This window comes from Mediterranea massiliensis (genome assembly GCF_900128475.1).
In the GTDB taxonomy this organism is placed as follows: Bacteria; Bacteroidota; Bacteroidia; order Bacteroidales; family Bacteroidaceae; genus Bacteroides; species Bacteroides massiliensis_E.
The window spans coordinates 384,305-400,248 of record NZ_LT635838.1; the positions used below are offsets into that span (position 1 = coordinate 384,305).

The following is a 15,944-nucleotide window of genomic DNA, read 5'->3' on the forward strand; positions in this document are numbered from 1 at the left end:
TTTTCTTAGTACCTTTACCTGCAAATAAAGGAGTACAACATGAACAAGAAAGTCAAAAAAACACTGAAGATAACCGGCATCAGCCTCGGCTGCCTCATCATCCTCCTGGCAGCTGCCATTGCACTGGCCATACACTTTGTGTTTACGCCCGAAAAGCTGACGCCCGTCGTGGTACAAACCGCCAACCGCAGCCTCAATGCCCGCGTGGAGCTGGGCAGCGTAGACTTGACATTCTTCTCCACCTTCCCCCGCTTCGGGCTGAGAGTGAAGGACGGTACCCTGGTTTCGAAAGCCCTGCGCGACACCCTGTGGCAACGCCGCGACACGTTGGTATCCTTCAAAAAGGCTGTATTGGTAGTCAACCCTATCGACTATCTGACCCAAAAGAAAATAACCGTCTACCGACTGACGGTGGACAGCGCACGTGTCTACGCCCACATCGACAAGGAGGGCCGTGCCAACTGGGACATCCTGCCCAACACTACAACGACTACCCCGGCCGATACGGCCACCACTGACACCACCCGTCTGGCTCCCGGCGGAATAGACATCCGGCGTGTGGCCCTCCGCCATGCCATCGTCACCTTCGACGACCGCCAGGCACGTGTCTTCGCCAACCTATGGGATGCCAACCTCGGCCTGCAAGCCCGCCTGCAACGGGGACACTCCCTGCTGAAAGTGGATTTCAGCAACCGCAACATCCTCTTCTGGCAAGATGGCGAACTGCTCGTGAACCGTGTATCCACCCGCCTGCAGACCGACCTGGAACTGGACCGCCGCAAACGAACCCTGACCCTGAACAACGCCCTGCTGGACGTCAACGGACTGGAACTTGACCTGAAAGGCACCCTGCGACGCGACACCGTAGAGCGCGCGGCCGACATCGACCTACAATACAGCCTGCACGCTCCCTCACTGGAGACGGTCATCGGCCTCATCCCCAAGAGCATCCTCAAGAAAGAAAGCCTCGACGCCCAGGGCGAGGTCACCGTCAACGGTACGCTGAAAGGCCTTTACGGCAAACGACGCATGCCCCTGGCCACGCTGACGGTGAACATCAACCAGGCCTCGGCCCACTACAAGGGAATGCCTTACGGCATCGATGAAATAACCGCCGATTTCTTCGGGCAGGTCGACCTGATGAAAAAACAGCCCTCCTACGCCGACCTGAAAATCTTGCACTTCAAGGGCGCCCATACCGACATCCTGGCCGACGCCCGCGTGGACGACCTGCTGGGCGACCCCGACATCAGCTTCCACACCCGTTCCACCGTCGACCTGACCACACTGGCACAAGCCTTCCCCTTGCAAAAAGGCATCAGCATACAGGGCAAAATGGATGCCGACGTCCGCTTGCGCTGCCGCCTGTCATCGTTGAAGAACAAAGATTTGGGACGCATCAAGATAGGCGGAAAACTCTCGACCGACGGGCTGATGCTGAAAAACAGCCTCCGCAACTTCGAATTTACCAGCAACACCTCGCTGGCCTTTATCGGCAATGACAGACTGGGCGCCCGCATCCAGATAAAGGACATGAACCTGCGCGCCCCCGGACTGGAGTCGGCCCTCCAAAGCTTCAATGCCACCATCAAGAGTACCAATCCGCAGGACACTACCCGCATCGCCAACGTGGAGTGCAAGCTGGAGATGAACCGGCTGAAAGCACGGCTGGCCGACTCGCTGGGCATCTTCTGCGGACGGTCGACCGGCACGATCAAGCTGGAGCCGGGTGACCGCAATCCGGCCCGTCCCAAGGTGGGCCTAGCACTGAAAGCCGACACCCTGTTCTGCCGCATGGGCGACACCAAGCTGGGAATGGATAAGGCCGGCATCGCCGTGACGGCCGAACAGATGCGCGACTCCTTCTGGATCCCCAAAGGCATCGTAGGCTTTAACCGCATGAGAGTGTCCACGCCAATGTGTGCCCTGCCCATCCGCCTGCAGAAAACGTCGCTCACCGTGGGCAACCGCACCATTAGCCTGCGCAACGCCACGATGCGCATCGGACGTTCAGACCTGACGGCCACGGGAGCCGTCTACGACCTCTACGGCGCCATGCACCGTCACAAGCCCCTTCGGGCCAAGCTGGAGCTGACGTCGAACAACCTGAACTGCAACCAACTGATCCGCTCGCTCTCGTTCCCCACCGACACCTTGCAGGCCGAGGCAGACACGACCTCCACCAACCTGCAGCTGTTCGTCGTCCCCAAGAACGTGGACTTCGAACTGACCACCCGCCTGCGCCGCGTGTGCTACGGCAAGATGCTGTTCGAGGACGTACGCGGCGACATAGACGTGCGCAACCAGGCCGTGCACCTCAAGGAGCTGTCCATGCGCGGGATGGATGCCGAGATGCGCACCACCCTCATCTACCAGGCCAGCCAGCGCAGCCGCGGATATGCCGGCTTCGACTTCCGCCTGCACAACATCAACATCGCCAAGCTGGTAGACTTTGCCCCCTCGCTGGACAGCATCGTGCCCATGCTCCGCTCCTTCCAGGGGAGGGTAGACTTCAACGTGACGGCAGAAACGCGCCTCGACTCCTGCCTCAACATCAAGATCCCGTCGCTGCGTTCGGCCATCCACATCAAGGGCGACAGCCTCGTGCTGATGGACGGAGAAACCTTTGCGGAAATCTCCAAGAAATTCTTCTTCAAGAACAAGGAAAAGAACATGATAGACAGCATCTCGGTGAATATCAGCGTGAAGGACGGCAATGTCACCGTTTATCCTTTCGTCATCGAGATGGACCGCTACCGCGCGGCCGTGGGAGGCACGCAGGACCTCGACATGAATTTCGACTACCACATCTCCATCCTGAAGTCGCCCATCCCCTTCAAACTGGGACTGAACATACGGGGCAATCTGGACAAGATGAAGTTCGGCATGGGCAAAGCGAAGTACAAGGACGCCGTCACGCCGGTCGAGATACGCAAGGTAGACAGCACCATCGTCAACATGGGCGAGCAGATAGTCAAGGACTTCCGACGGGTAATGCAGCGGAAGTAACCCTCAGCGGGGCAGGAAGAACGCCGTTTGCACACGGACAGAATGACACCGTTCTCCCTGCCCCGCTTACAAAACATACTGAAATCAGCAGTTTCCGCTTACACGCCCTCCCACCAGAAAGCGGCAAGCAGCGCCGCTCCAGCGTCCCAACATCCTATCTTGCGGAAGAAAACATTGCTTTTTCTGCCCTAAAACATTGCTTTCCTGCATCCAGAAGCAGGCATGCAACAGGCAAAATGTGGGCATCTTCCCGCCAAAAACAAGGCATTCTGTCGTCAGAAAGTGCAATTCCTGCCGCTCCACCTCCGTTATTTATCAGAAAAGACGTCTGATGAACCAGTTTTTCCCTTCTTTTTCTTCTATTTCAACTGTCAAGATTTCGCTATCACACTATCCATGAGCGGATTGCAGAAAATCACTCCGTTCTTTCCGCCCACACCCGCCTTCGGCCCGAAACAAGCGATTCTCAGGCGACAGAAAAGACAAAGTGTCAAAATGACAAATGAGCCCTGCCGCGTTCAGAGGCACTCCAGCTCCATGCCACAACGGTAACCTTCGTCGTAAAGCGCCGTCAGCTTGTGCACATCGCGCTCGATGCGGTCCACCTGCACGGGCTGTTGGGGACGGATGACGACCGCCTGCCCCTCCGCCTCGAGCCGCTCCACCAGGTCCAGCTGCCCGTTATAAACCACGCTGCGACGGTTGATGGCCTGCTGCAGGAGGGGGTACTTCCTGTAGACAAAGGCAGGGACGCGCGTTCCCTGGATTTTCTTGCGATAGCCCAGGTTGCGGGTCAGCACCACGACAGCCTTCGTACAGCCGTCGGCCAGCGCATGCGCCAGCGGAATGCTGTCCACAATGCCGCCGTCCAGCATCGGTACGCCGTCCACTCGCGCGATGGGGCACACGAAAGGCAAGCTGCTCGACGCACGCGCAATGCCCACCACCCGCTCCTTGCTGCGCTTCTCCTCCAGGTAGTTGGCCTCGCCCGTCAGGCAGTTGGTCGTCACCATGACGTAGCGGGCCGGATTGTTGAAATAGGCCTCGTAGTCGTAAGGTACCAGATGCTCGGGGAACTCATGGAAGAGCAGGTCGAAATCCATGATGTTGTGCTGCGTCCACAGATATTTCAAGCCTATGTAGTGGTATTTTTCCAACATCTCGATGTTGCTGTAGCGGGCCCTCCCGCGCTGCCCCGACATGTAGGACAGACCGTTGCAGGCCCCGGCGCTCACCCCGATGACGTAAGGAAAGCGGATGCCGCGGTCCATAAAGCTGTCCAGCACGCCGCAGGTAAACACACCCCGCATGCCTCCGCCCTCGAGCACGAGGGCCGTCCGGGCGTCAATCTGTATCTTTTTCTCCATATTCCACCTCGATTTGAAGCCCAAAGATAGCTTTTCTTCTCCATATTCCCACTATCTTTTCAGGGAGACAGGATGCGTTTCAGAAGAAAAACATTATCTTTGCCGCCAGCAATAGAATATTCTTAATAATTTAATCATGATGAAAAAAACCATCCTCATCGCCGCATTGGCCCTGCTGGCCCTCGACATGTCGGCCAAGAAGAAGACCGAACCCAAGGAAGAGGGTTTCGTGTTCACAACCGTTAAGGAGAACCCCATCACCAGTATCAAGAACCAGAACCGCTCGAGCACGTGCTGGAGCTTCTCCAGCCTCGGCTTCCTCGAGAGTGAACTGCTGCGTCTGGGCAAAGGCACTTACGACCTGTCCGAGATGTTCGTCGTACACCACACGATGGTAGACCGCGCCGTCAACTACGTGCGCTACCACGGCGACGCTTCCTTCTCACCGGGCGGAAGCTTCTACGACATCATGTACTGCATGAAGAACTACGGCCTCGTACCGCAGGAAGCCATGCCGGGCATCATGTACGGCGACACCCTGCCCGTACACAACGAACTGGACGCCGTAGCCGGCGCCTACGTGAAAGCCATCGGCAAGAGCAACTTCAGCAAGCTAACCCCCGTATGGAAGAACGGCGTCAGTGCCATCTATGACACCTATTTGGGCAAATGCCCCGAAACCTTCACCTACCAGGGCAAGGAATATACGCCGAAGAGCTTCGCCGAAAGCCTGGGCATCAACCCCGACGACTATGTTTCGCTGACTTCGTACACACACCATCCGTTCTACACCCAGTTTGCTCTCGAAATCCAGGACAACTGGCGCAACGGCCTGTCCTACAACCTGCCCATCGACGAACTGATGGCCGTAATGGACAACGCCATCCGCACCGGCTACACCTTCGCCTGGGGTAGCGACGTGAGCGAGCAGGGCTTCACCCGCGACGGTATCGCCGTGATGCCCGACGCAGCCCGCGGTGCCGAACTGACGGGCAGCGACATGGCCCGCTGGACAGGTCTGACCGCTACGGACAAGCGCAAGGAGCTGACTTCACGCCCCCTGCCCGAAGTGGAAGTGACGCAGGAAATGCGCCAGACGGCCTTCGACAACTGGGAGACGACCGACGACCACGGCATGGTGATCTACGGCATCGCCAAAGACCAGAACGGCAAGGAATACTTCATGGTGAAGAACTCCTGGGGCCTGAGCGGCAAGTACAAAGGCATCTGGTATGCATCGAAAGCTTTCGTTGCCTACAAGACGATGAACATCCTGGTACACAAGGATGCCGTGCCTGCTGAAATCAAGGCCAAGCTGGGCATCAAATAAAAAAGAGAAAACATAAGGATACCGGTTGAAAGCCGGCTGCCACCATGCATAAAGTGGCAGCTGGCTTTCTTGTTTCGGAACATTTGTATTAATAATCTATAAATGATCAGGGCATTAAGCATTATTAATCAAGCAAGAAGCAATAAAAGGGCACGAATTTTGTTATATTTACAGATGACAGACAATACCGCCTGTCGGAAACTAAATATTCGAACAATGAAAAAAATTGCATTCATGATGACGATGTTCCTGCTCATGCTGGCAGGAAGCGCCGCAGCACAAGAACAAGAACTGACCAAAGCAGAAAGAAAAGCCTTGCAGGAACGTATCGACAGCCTGCAATATGCCGAAGCCGTACAAGCCCTCAACGACCGGGCCTTCACGCTGGAAGCCGACCAGGTACTCTTCAAATACGGGCAAATGGCCTACGTAAACTCCAACACCAACTTCGTATCGGTGAAAGACAACCACGCAGTCGTACAGGTAGCCTTCAACATTCCCATTAGTGGCCCCAACGGTCTGGGAGGTGTCACGGTAGAAGGTACGTTTACAGGATATGACCTGAAGAAGGACAAGAAAGGTAACCTCTCTCTTTCCATGAACGTCTTGGGCACAGGTATCTCGGCCCGCGTGGACATCACACTTTACGAAGGCGGAAACAACGCGACCGTCTACATCACGCCTAACTTCAACTCCAACCGCATGACGCTCAACGGTGTCATCGTGCCGCTCCAGAAGAGCAGCGTGTTCAAGGGACGCTCCATCTAATGCCGGACAAATCCAAAACCAGTTATAAATTATTCTTTTGACCTTGGCCCGCAACCCCTCCGTCACAGGGGACTACGGGCTTATTTATTGCCTGAAAGGAACGCCCCAGTTTGCTCATTTTCTTTCAGTTTGTGCATTTTCTGCCTCGATTTCTTGTCAAAACCGACACTTTCCGTAAATTTGCACGCTGATAGCCAACCGAATATTAACGGCAACAACACGTGCCCGACCATCCGGCTGACCTTAATCAAAAAGATTACTTATACTAATTTTTAATATCATGAGTTTGAAAATCGTAGTATTGGCAAAACAAGTGCCCGACACCCGCTGTGTGGGCAAGGATGCCATGAACGCCGACGGTACCATCAACCGTGCGGCCCTTCCGGCCATCTTCAACCCGGAAGACCTCAACGCGCTGGAACAGGCTCTCCGCCTGAAAGACGCCCATCCGGGCTCTACCGTCACCATGCTTACCATGGGACCGGGACGCGCAGCCGAAATCATTCGTGAAGGACTTTATCGCGGAGCCGACGGCGGCTATCTGCTGACCGACCGCGCCTTTGCCGGTGCCGACACACTGGCCACCTCGTATGCCCTGGCCACGGCCATCCGCAAGATCGGCGAGTATGACATCATCATCGGCGGCCGCCAGGCCATCGACGGTGACACGGCACAGGTAGGTCCGCAGGTGGCCGAGAAGCTGGGTCTGCCGCAAGTGACCTATGTCGAAGAAATCGAAGAAGTGAAGGACGGCCGCATCCGCGTGAAACGCCACATCGACGGCGGCGTAGAAACCGTAGAAGGCCCGCTGCCCATCGTGCTCACCGTAAACGGCAGTGCCGCTCCCTGCCGCCCGCGCAACGCCAAACTGGTGCAGAAGTACAAACGCGCCATGGGCGGACAGGAGAAAGCAGCCCTGACCAAAGACGGTGCCCCCCTGCCCTATGCCTCACTCTACGAGCAACGCCCCTACCTGAACATCACGGAGTGGAGCGTGGCCGACGTCAACGGCGACACCAAGCAATGCGGCCTCAGCGGCTCGCCCACGAAGGTGAAGAAGATTGAGAACATCGTCTTCCAGGCCAAGGAGAGCAAGACCCTGACAGGCAGCGATGCCGATGTAGAGAACCTGATTGTAGAACTTTTGGCTAACCACACTATCGGATAAAGAATTATGAACAACGTATTTGTATATTGTGAGATGGACGGCTGCCATGTTGCCGACGTCAGTCTCGAACTTTTGACCAAAGGCCGCAAGTTAGCCAACGAACTGGGCTGCCAGCTGGAAGCCATCTGCGCCGGCACCGGCCTCAAAGGTGTAGAAGAACAAGTATTGCCCTTCGGCGTAGACCGAGTACACGTGTTCGACGCTCCGGGCCTCTTCCCCTATACTTCCCTGCCCCACACTTCCATCCTTGTCAACCTGTTCAAGGAAGAGAAGCCTCAGATCTGTCTGATGGGTGCCACCGTCATCGGCCGCGACCTCGGCCCGCGCGTATCTTCCGCCCTGACCAGTGGACTGACCGCCGACTGTACGCAGCTGGAAATCGGCAGCCACGAGGATAAGAAAGCCGGCAAGACGTACGAGAACCTGCTCTACCAGATCCGTCCCGCATTCGGCGGAAACATTGTGGCCACCATCGTCAATCCCGAACACCGTCCGCAGATGGCTACCGTCCGCGAAGGCGTGATGAAGAAAGAAATCCTCGACCCCGACTATCAGGGCGAAGTAATCCGTCACGACGTGGCCAAGTACGTGCCCGAAACGGATTATGTAGTGAAGGTCATCGACCGCCACGTAGAGAAAGCCAAACACAACCTGAAGGGCGCTCCCATCGTAGTGGCCGGCGGTTATGGCATGGGCTCGAAGGAAGGCTTCGACATGCTGTTCGAACTGGCCAAGGAACTGCACGCCGAGGTAGGTGCCAGCCGTGCCGCCGTCGACGCCGGCTTTGCCGACCACGACCGTCAGATTGGTCAGACCGGTGTAACGGTTCACCCCAAGCTGTACATCGCCTGCGGTATCTCCGGCCAGATCCAGCACATCGCCGGCATGCAGGATGCGGGTATCATCATCTCCATCAACAACGACGAGAATGCCCCCATCAACGCCATCGCCGACTATGTCATCAATGGAACGGTGGAAGAGGTAATTCCTAAAATGATTAAGTATTATAAGAAGAATAGTAAATAACCATTATACATCTTGCAGTTATGAAACGTTTTTTCTTTCTATCTTCTTTCGCATTGGCAAGTATTTCGATGCAGGTACAGGCACAACAGGACACCCTTTACCTTGATGCACAACAGAATGTTATCAAGAAAAAGGCCAAGGCCTCCTCATGCGCATTGGTACACGAAGAAGGGAAGGGAAAAACTACAGTATATTTTTATACTGTTGACGGAATACTTACACAAAGCAGCGTATACAATAGATTCAAGAAACAAGCCTCTTCCCGCATATTGCATGGAGAAACCCACTACAAGTTTTCTAACAGTACGCAGGACAGCCTGTTTGTGTTTTACACTAATAATCGTCGGAATGGAGCAGCAATATTTTATTATCCAAACGGCAGTGTAATGGCGCAAGGACAATATAAGGATGGCATGTTGAACGGACTATTGCAACAATTCTACCCGAACGGAAAAACCAAACGTCAAGAAATCTATAAGGATGATGTTTCCCAAGGTGGTACTTATTTGTCTGCCGAAGGTACTCCGCTCGAATTTGTACCTTTCTACAAGCGGGCTGAATATGCTGACGGAATCAATGGATTGATTCAAGTTATCAGTCGCAACATGAAGCTCTCTAAAGGTCTGATGGAGTATATGGTTGACAATAAATTATATAAGTTAACTGCCGATATCGGAATTTGGATTGATAATGAAGGGAAAGTAAAAGGCCTTTATATTCTTCGTACAGATGATCCCAAATTTAACGAAGAATGTTTTGAACAAGTTTTGCCAGTCTTGAAAAGCCAGTCTTTCAATCCTGGCATGATAGACGGAAAGCCTGCACAGACCCTTTTCTTTATCAAGGACATAATGTGTTCCATTTCACCTGCAAGATATACACCAAAATTTTAGCAATTATGGCAAACTTTTATAGCGAACATCCGGAACTCAAGTATCACTTGAACAACCCGCTGATGGAGCGTATCTGCGAGCTCAAGGAACGCGGATATGCAGACAAAGACCAGTATGATTACGCGCCGCAGGACTATGCCGACGCCATGGACTCATACGACAAAGTATTGGAAATCACCGGCGAGATTACCGGTGAAGTGATTGCCGCCAATGCCGAAGGCGTGGACCAGGAAGGCCCGCACTGCGGAGGCGGCCGTGTGGAATATGCCAGCGGCACAAAGCAGAACCTCGACGCCATGGTGAAGGCAGGCCTGAACGGCATGACCATGCCCCGCCGCTACGGTGGCCTCAACTTCCCCATCACTCCCTACACCATGTGTGCGGAGATTGTGGCCCAGGCCGATGCCGGCTTCGGCAACATCTGGTCGTTGCAGGACTGTATCGAGACGCTGTATGAATTCGGCAACGAAGACCAGCACAGCCGTTTCATTCCCCGCATCTGCGCCGGTGAAACCATGTCTATGGACCTGACCGAGCCCGATGCCGGCTCCGACCTGCAGAGCGTCATGCTGAAAGCTACCTACGACGAAGCCAACCAGTGCTGGCGCCTGAACGGTGTGAAGCGATTCATCACCAACGGCGACGCCGACCTGCACCTCGTACTGGCCCGCTCCGAAGAAGGCACACACGACGGCCGCGGCCTCTCCATGTTCATCTACGACAAGCGCGACGGCGGTGTGGACGTACGCCGCATCGAGAACAAGCTCGGTATCCACGGTTCACCCACCTGCGAATTGGTTTACAAGAACGCCAAGGCCGAACTTTGCGGTGACCGCAAGCTGGGTCTGATCAAATATGTGATGGCACTGATGAACGGTGCCCGTCTGGGTATCGCCGCCCAGTCTGTCGGCCTCAGCCAGGCAGCCTACAACGAAGGTCTGGCCTATGCCAAAGACCGCAAGCAGTTCGGCAAGGCCATCATCGAGTTCCCCGCCGTTTACGACATGCTGGCTACGATGAAGGCCAAGCTCGACGCCGGCCGCTCGCTGCTCTACCAGACTTCGCGCTACGTCGACATCTACAAGGCACTGGACGACATCGCCCGCGAACGCAAGCTGACGCCCGAAGAACGTCAGGAGCAGAAACGCTTCGCCAAGATGGCCGACGCCTTCACACCGCTGGCCAAGGGTATGAACTCCGAATATGCCAACCAGAACGCCTACGACTGTATCCAGATTCACGGCGGTTCGGGCTTCATGATGGAGTATGCCTGCCAGCGCATCTACCGCGACGCCCGCATCACCAGCATCTACGAAGGTACTACCCAGCTGCAGACGGTGGCCGCCATCCGCTACGTGACGAACGGCACTTATGCTTCCATCCTGCGCGAGTACGAACAAATCCCGTGCAGCGAAGCCATGCAGCCGCTGATGGACCGCGTTAAAGAGATGACCAACAAGCTGGAAGCCTGCACCAACGCCGTGAAGGAAGCCCAGAATCAGGAACTGCTCGACTTCACCGCACGCCGCCTCTACGAGATGGCTGCCGACTGCGTGATGTCACAGCTCATCATCCAGGACGCTACCAAGGCTCCCGAACTCTTCGCCCAGTCAGCACAAGTTTATGTCAACTACGCTGAAGCCGAAGTGGAGAAGCACTTCAACTTCATCCGCAAGTTCAAGGCCGAAGAGCTGGAAAGCTATCGCAAGTAATTGACTTTACGTAAATAATGGAAAGAGGCGGTTCACTGATTAGAGTTGAACCGCCTCTTCTTGTTTGATTTTAAACACCTACATCTGAATGCAGAATTTGTGCAGATAACATCTGCACAAATTGAGATATCAAGCCGCAAAGCGCTCTACAATGTCCGATATTCTTCAAGAATTTCGGACATTTTATTGCTACATCAAGAGCTATATCGTATCTTTGCAACTAGAATCATTGTGGATATAAAGATGATACTGACAAAGGAAATACGAAACATCATAGACCGAAACGGACCGAACAGACTTTATATGGTGAGTGATTTTGCCCATCTGAATAATGATGGGCTAGTCACTCGTGCGCTTTCCCGATTAGAGAAAGAGAGTGTGCTCATTCGTCTTTCTCAAGGTCTATATTTATATCCATTACGGAATAAGTTCGGTGTACTTCGTCCCTCTATAGAAGATATCGCATACGCCATAGCGGAAAAGGATAAGGCTCGTATTATACCTAGTGGATTGACAGCATTGAACAAATTGGGACTTTCCACACAGGTCACGATGAATGCAGTCTATTTGACAGATGCCACAGCAAGGGAACTTACTATCGGAAACCGTAAAATCATATTCAAGCGCAGCGCACCTCGCAATTTTGCCTACAAGACAGACTTGTTCCCACTTATAGTCGCTGCCATGAAAGAATTAGGGAAAGATAACGTAACAGATGAACAGGTTGCCATCATAAAACAAGCCATTGAAAAATATGGTAGTCCTGATGAGATCAAATACGATTACAGCATTGCCCCGCAATGGATTAAACAAAGGCTTGCATTATGAATTTTACTAAGCTTACAAAAGAAGAACAACTTACCATTTTGGCTAATGTAGCCGAAGATAAAGGTATTGTGGACAATGCCGTAGAAAAGGACTATTGGGTCAGTATGGTGTTACGTGCCATATTTTCTTTGCCGTATGCAGCAGCTTTTGTTTTCAAGGGAGGAACAAGCCTTAGCAAAGGTTGGGGATTAATAGAACGGTTTTCAGAAGATATTGACCTTGCAATAGATCCCCAATATCTCGGCTTCACAAATATTGAGACTAAAAGTCAACGGACTAAGTTACGGAAAGACTCCAAGAAATTCATAGATGGCATTTTTGCGCTCGATGTTGAGAACAGATTAAAAGAGTTTGGGCTATCAGAGAGCTGTAAGGTCATAGTTCTGGAGACATCTGTCAGTGACCTTGACCCTGTAGTCCTGTTTGTCGAATATAATTCAGTGCTGCAAACGAAAATGCAATATATACCCGAGCGAGTCAAAGTTGAGATAAGTTGCCGTTCACTCATGGAGCCGTCAGAAGATGTGGAAATGCGTTCTATGATAGAAGAGGCTTATCCAGATGAAGAATTTTCATTACCTATATTCACTGTTCCTACCGTAGTGCCGGGACGAACATTCCTGGAAAAGGTTTTTCTTTTGCATGAAGAGTTTAACCGTCCCAATGGCTGTACGCATATCGAACGTATCACACGACACATGTATGACATTGTAAAGATGATGGATAAACCGTTTGCTATGGAAGCAATGCAGAATGTACAATTATACGAGGACATTGTGACTCATCGTAAAAAGTTCACGGCCTGGAGTGGATTGGACTATACGAGTCATCTTCCACACACAATATCGTTCCTGCCTCCTGAAAGCATCGAAGATGTTTTGCGTGACGACTATAAGCAGATGCAAATCGGCTTCATCTATACCGATGCGCCTTCTTTCGATGAGATTATGAAGCGATTGCAGAATTTGCAAGACAGATTTAGAACATTGAAGTGGGAAAATAATCGTTGACGACATGGTAGACATAAATGTTGATATAAACGAAACGGAGATATTCAATCTTTACCCCGAAGTATTGGATACTTTACTCAAAGACCATACAACAGGAATGAAAGAGGCGATTCACTGATTAGAGTTGGGCCGCCTCTTCTTGTTTGATTTAAATCTCTGACATACAATATTTCGCTTAAACAATACAAGTAATAAAAATAAATATTTATCTTTGCAAACGGAAAAAGGAAGTGTCCTTCTCCAATACATTTTAGAATAAATAGAAGAAGCGTTATGCTTATCTTGTAAAGTTGAAACCTGAGAAATTTCGAATTGATACAAGAAGACGGCATAGTGGTTCTCACGCTATAGCGTGGGCTGCTATTATCCACACTTGTATCAGGGTTTTCTCAGGACCTCAACTTTAGATGTGGGCATTGCAGTTCCACGCTTCATGTTTTATAATAATTACTTTCAAGGAACTAGAAAGTTACTACGGTTAATTATGAAATTTTTACTTGGATGCTTATCTATTGTTATTTGTTTAGCTATTCCTGTAGCTATAGCCTGTGCTTTAGCAGCTTGGCTATGTGATATTGAACCTGATAAAACCTATACTTGGTATTCTGGGATATGGCATGGTTTATTTTGCATACCCAATTGGATTAGATCTTTTTTTGATAGTGATGTGCTTTGTAAAGCCAACAACTACACTACGGGTTATAATATTTGGTGGTGGATTATGCTTATTTGGATATTATTAGGCATTATTTTTGGTGGTGGAAAGGCTCATAATTAAACTTATATTAGTCATAACAACATCAAGCATCAAAAGAAAAAGCGTTAAAGTATTGGGATAATAATCAATTCCAACTCGCTTTGAATGAAATTTGTAATGCGATAGAACTATATCCTGATGTAGAGCTTTCTTTTTTTACGAATGAGAATCCACGAAATAATGTCAAGATACAATGAAGAACTGAAAGATTTAGTACCAATATGATAATCACAGCAATGATAGGAATCGTATTGTTTATATTGGCTTATATTGTATAATTTATTACAGCTATAAAAATGAAGAATATTATAATAAACGTTCTACGGTACATTGTAGCATTTATTGTAGCAATAAATATGTATTGGATATTTTACATTATTACCAATTTCATATGGGGATTCTTTGCTAGTCTATTACCTTTATTATTTGCAATAATTCCTCCTATAATTGTATGGTTATTCCTACAATATGGAACTTTCTGGAAAATATTAAAGCCTCTAAAGATTAACAGATATTACTATTTGATTATAAACATATTAGGTCTTATTTACGCCTTTATCAAGCAATACATTTCATATGTTTGGTTTCTAGAAACGAATGGAGACAAGGTTGTTTCGGAAAGATTCCAACATTTAACATTCTTACAAGAAAGCCTGCTGACATTAATTGGTTTATTTGTGATAATATATATTTGGAAAAATAATTATAGGAGTAAAAAGATATGCAAGGATTAATAGACCGTTTCACTACTGTCCAATAAAAGTTAGCTAATCGGTCTTTGAAATTATTGAAATACAGTCTTTTAAGCAGTCCTTTAGAATGAAACGGATTTGAATTCGTAGCTTAGCGGTCAAATTGAAGGCCGCTTATGAACCAAGATAAATACGTATTCGCTCAACTTACCGCTTTTCTGAACAGAACCCAGTTCAACAACTTCGTTCGCAAGTATGATGGCAATCGCTACGTGAAGCAATTCACCTGCTGGAATCAGCTGCTTGCTATGATGTTCGGACAACTGAGCAATCGTGAGAGTCTTCGCGACCTAATTGTGGCTTTTGAAGCACACCGAGCTAAGCAGTATCATCTTGGTTTGGGACGCCATCCAATAGCCAAAGCCACTCTCGCTTATGCTAATCAGAATCGTGACTACAGAATCTTTGAAGACTTCGCATTCTATATAATGAAGGAAGCTTGCGAAAAGCGAGGGACCAATATCTTGGAAATCCCAGGAAATAAGTACGCTTTTGATTCAACAACCATTCCGTTGTGTCTAGCCACATTTCCATGGGCGAAGTTCCGAAGAAAGAAAGGAGGAGTGAAAGCTCATGTCTTATATGACATTGAAGCACAAGTTCCTGCCTTCTATACTGTAACCACAGCATCGAAGCACGACTCTACAGAGATGTGTTCAATCCATTATGAACCAAATGCTTATTATATGTTCGATAGGGCTTATGACTTTTTTTAAGGAACTATATAGGATACACCTGACAGGTTCCTTTTTCGTTGTCAGAGCTAAAACGAACTTGAAATACACAATGGTTAAATGGAAGCGTAGGATGCCTAAGTATGTACTTACAGATGCTGAAGTGAAACTGACCGGATATCTCTCAGAGAAGAAATATACCGAGTCATTCCGATTCATTCGTTACTACGATGAAGAGGGTGACCGTGAGTTCACTTTCCTGACAAACGCAACACATATTTCTGCATTGGACGTTGCTAATCTCTATAAGAAAAGATGGTTGATCGAGCTATTCTTCAAATGGCTAAAGCAGCACCTTAAAATAAAAAGATTCTGGGGCACAACGGAAAACGCTGTCCGCATTCAAATCAGTGTAGCTATTATCACATACTGTCTTGTAGCTATTGTCCAACACGATATGCAATTGAAACGCTCAACTTATGAAGTTTTGCAGATTCTAAGCATCTCTCTAACGGACAAAACGAACTTACGTGACCTGTTCGATAAGACTGATTTCAACGATATCAAAGAACTCGATTATCCCCTTTTTGAAGGACTATTTGATTAATTTTTTAACTCGTCCATTTTTATTGGACACTAATGAGACCGTT

11 protein-coding genes and 1 pseudogene are annotated in these 15,944 nt (G+C 50.1%); 11 read left to right on the forward strand and 1 reads right to left on the reverse strand.

All coding sequences use genetic code 11. The annotated features are described in order from the left end of the window. Positions 1 to 39: 39 nt before the first annotated feature. Entirely contained in the window at positions 40 to 3,009 is a 2,970-nt protein-coding gene (locus BQ7483_RS11560) for an AsmA family protein (protein WP_072546006.1), read from the forward strand. A 518-nt stretch (positions 3,010 to 3,527) separates the two neighbouring features. Here the strand turns inward: BQ7483_RS11560 and BQ7483_RS11565 are convergent. Beyond that, the gene (locus BQ7483_RS11565; RefSeq protein ID WP_072546007.1) at positions 3,528 to 4,376 is read right to left on the reverse strand and encodes a patatin-like phospholipase family protein; all 849 of its coding nucleotides are present in this window, start codon (positions 4,374 to 4,376) and stop codon (positions 3,528 to 3,530) included. A gap of 139 nt (positions 4,377 to 4,515) precedes the next feature. On the opposite strand from BQ7483_RS11565, the gene BQ7483_RS11570 reads away from it, so the two are divergent. From BQ7483_RS11570 to BQ7483_RS18265, 10 genes and pseudogenes are all read left to right on the forward strand, one after another. Then, positions 4,516 to 5,706: a C1 family peptidase gene (locus BQ7483_RS11570; RefSeq protein ID WP_022021529.1), complete on the forward strand. Its 1,191-nt coding sequence runs from the start codon at positions 4,516 to 4,518 to the stop codon at positions 5,704 to 5,706. A 216-nt stretch (positions 5,707 to 5,922) separates the two neighbouring features. Beyond that, entirely contained in the window at positions 5,923 to 6,474 is a 552-nt protein-coding gene (locus tag BQ7483_RS11575; RefSeq protein WP_072546008.1) for a DUF4251 domain-containing protein, read from the forward strand. Between the two features lie 280 nt (positions 6,475 to 6,754). Then, positions 6,755 to 7,642: an electron transfer flavoprotein subunit beta/FixA family protein gene (locus BQ7483_RS11580; protein ID WP_072546009.1), complete on the forward strand. Its 888-nt coding sequence runs from the start codon at positions 6,755 to 6,757 to the stop codon at positions 7,640 to 7,642. Positions 7,643 to 7,648: 6 nt separating this feature from the next. After that, positions 7,649 to 8,668, forward strand: coding sequence for an electron transfer flavoprotein subunit alpha/FixB family protein (locus tag BQ7483_RS11585; protein WP_022021532.1), 1,020 nt, complete (start codon positions 7,649 to 7,651; stop codon positions 8,666 to 8,668). Between the two features lie 20 nt (positions 8,669 to 8,688). After that, positions 8,689 to 9,561: a toxin-antitoxin system YwqK family antitoxin gene (locus tag BQ7483_RS11590; protein WP_072546010.1), complete on the forward strand. Its 873-nt coding sequence runs from the start codon at positions 8,689 to 8,691 to the stop codon at positions 9,559 to 9,561. A gap of 5 nt (positions 9,562 to 9,566) precedes the next feature. Beyond that, entirely contained in the window at positions 9,567 to 11,273 is a 1,707-nt protein-coding gene (locus BQ7483_RS11595; RefSeq protein WP_072546011.1) for an acyl-CoA dehydrogenase family protein, read from the forward strand. Between the two features lie 243 nt (positions 11,274 to 11,516). Next, the gene (locus tag BQ7483_RS11600) at positions 11,517 to 12,101 is read left to right on the forward strand and encodes a DUF6088 family protein (protein WP_022019864.1); all 585 of its coding nucleotides are present in this window, start codon (positions 11,517 to 11,519) and stop codon (positions 12,099 to 12,101) included. Beyond that, entirely contained in the window at positions 12,098 to 13,111 is a 1,014-nt protein-coding gene (locus BQ7483_RS11605; protein ID WP_022019863.1) for a nucleotidyl transferase AbiEii/AbiGii toxin family protein, read from the forward strand. Before BQ7483_RS11600 ends, BQ7483_RS11605 begins: the two co-directional genes overlap by 4 nt. 484 nt (positions 13,112 to 13,595) lie before the next feature. Beyond that, positions 13,596 to 13,889 carry a hypothetical protein gene (locus BQ7483_RS17560; RefSeq protein WP_139247641.1) on the forward strand — a complete coding sequence of 98 codons (294 nt, stop codon included), beginning with the start codon at positions 13,596 to 13,598 and terminating at the stop codon, positions 13,887 to 13,889. An 847-nt stretch (positions 13,890 to 14,736) separates the two neighbouring features. Next, a pseudogene (locus tag BQ7483_RS18265) lies at positions 14,737 to 15,901 on the forward strand (IS4 family transposase). The last annotated feature ends 43 nt before the right edge of the window (positions 15,902 to 15,944 follow it).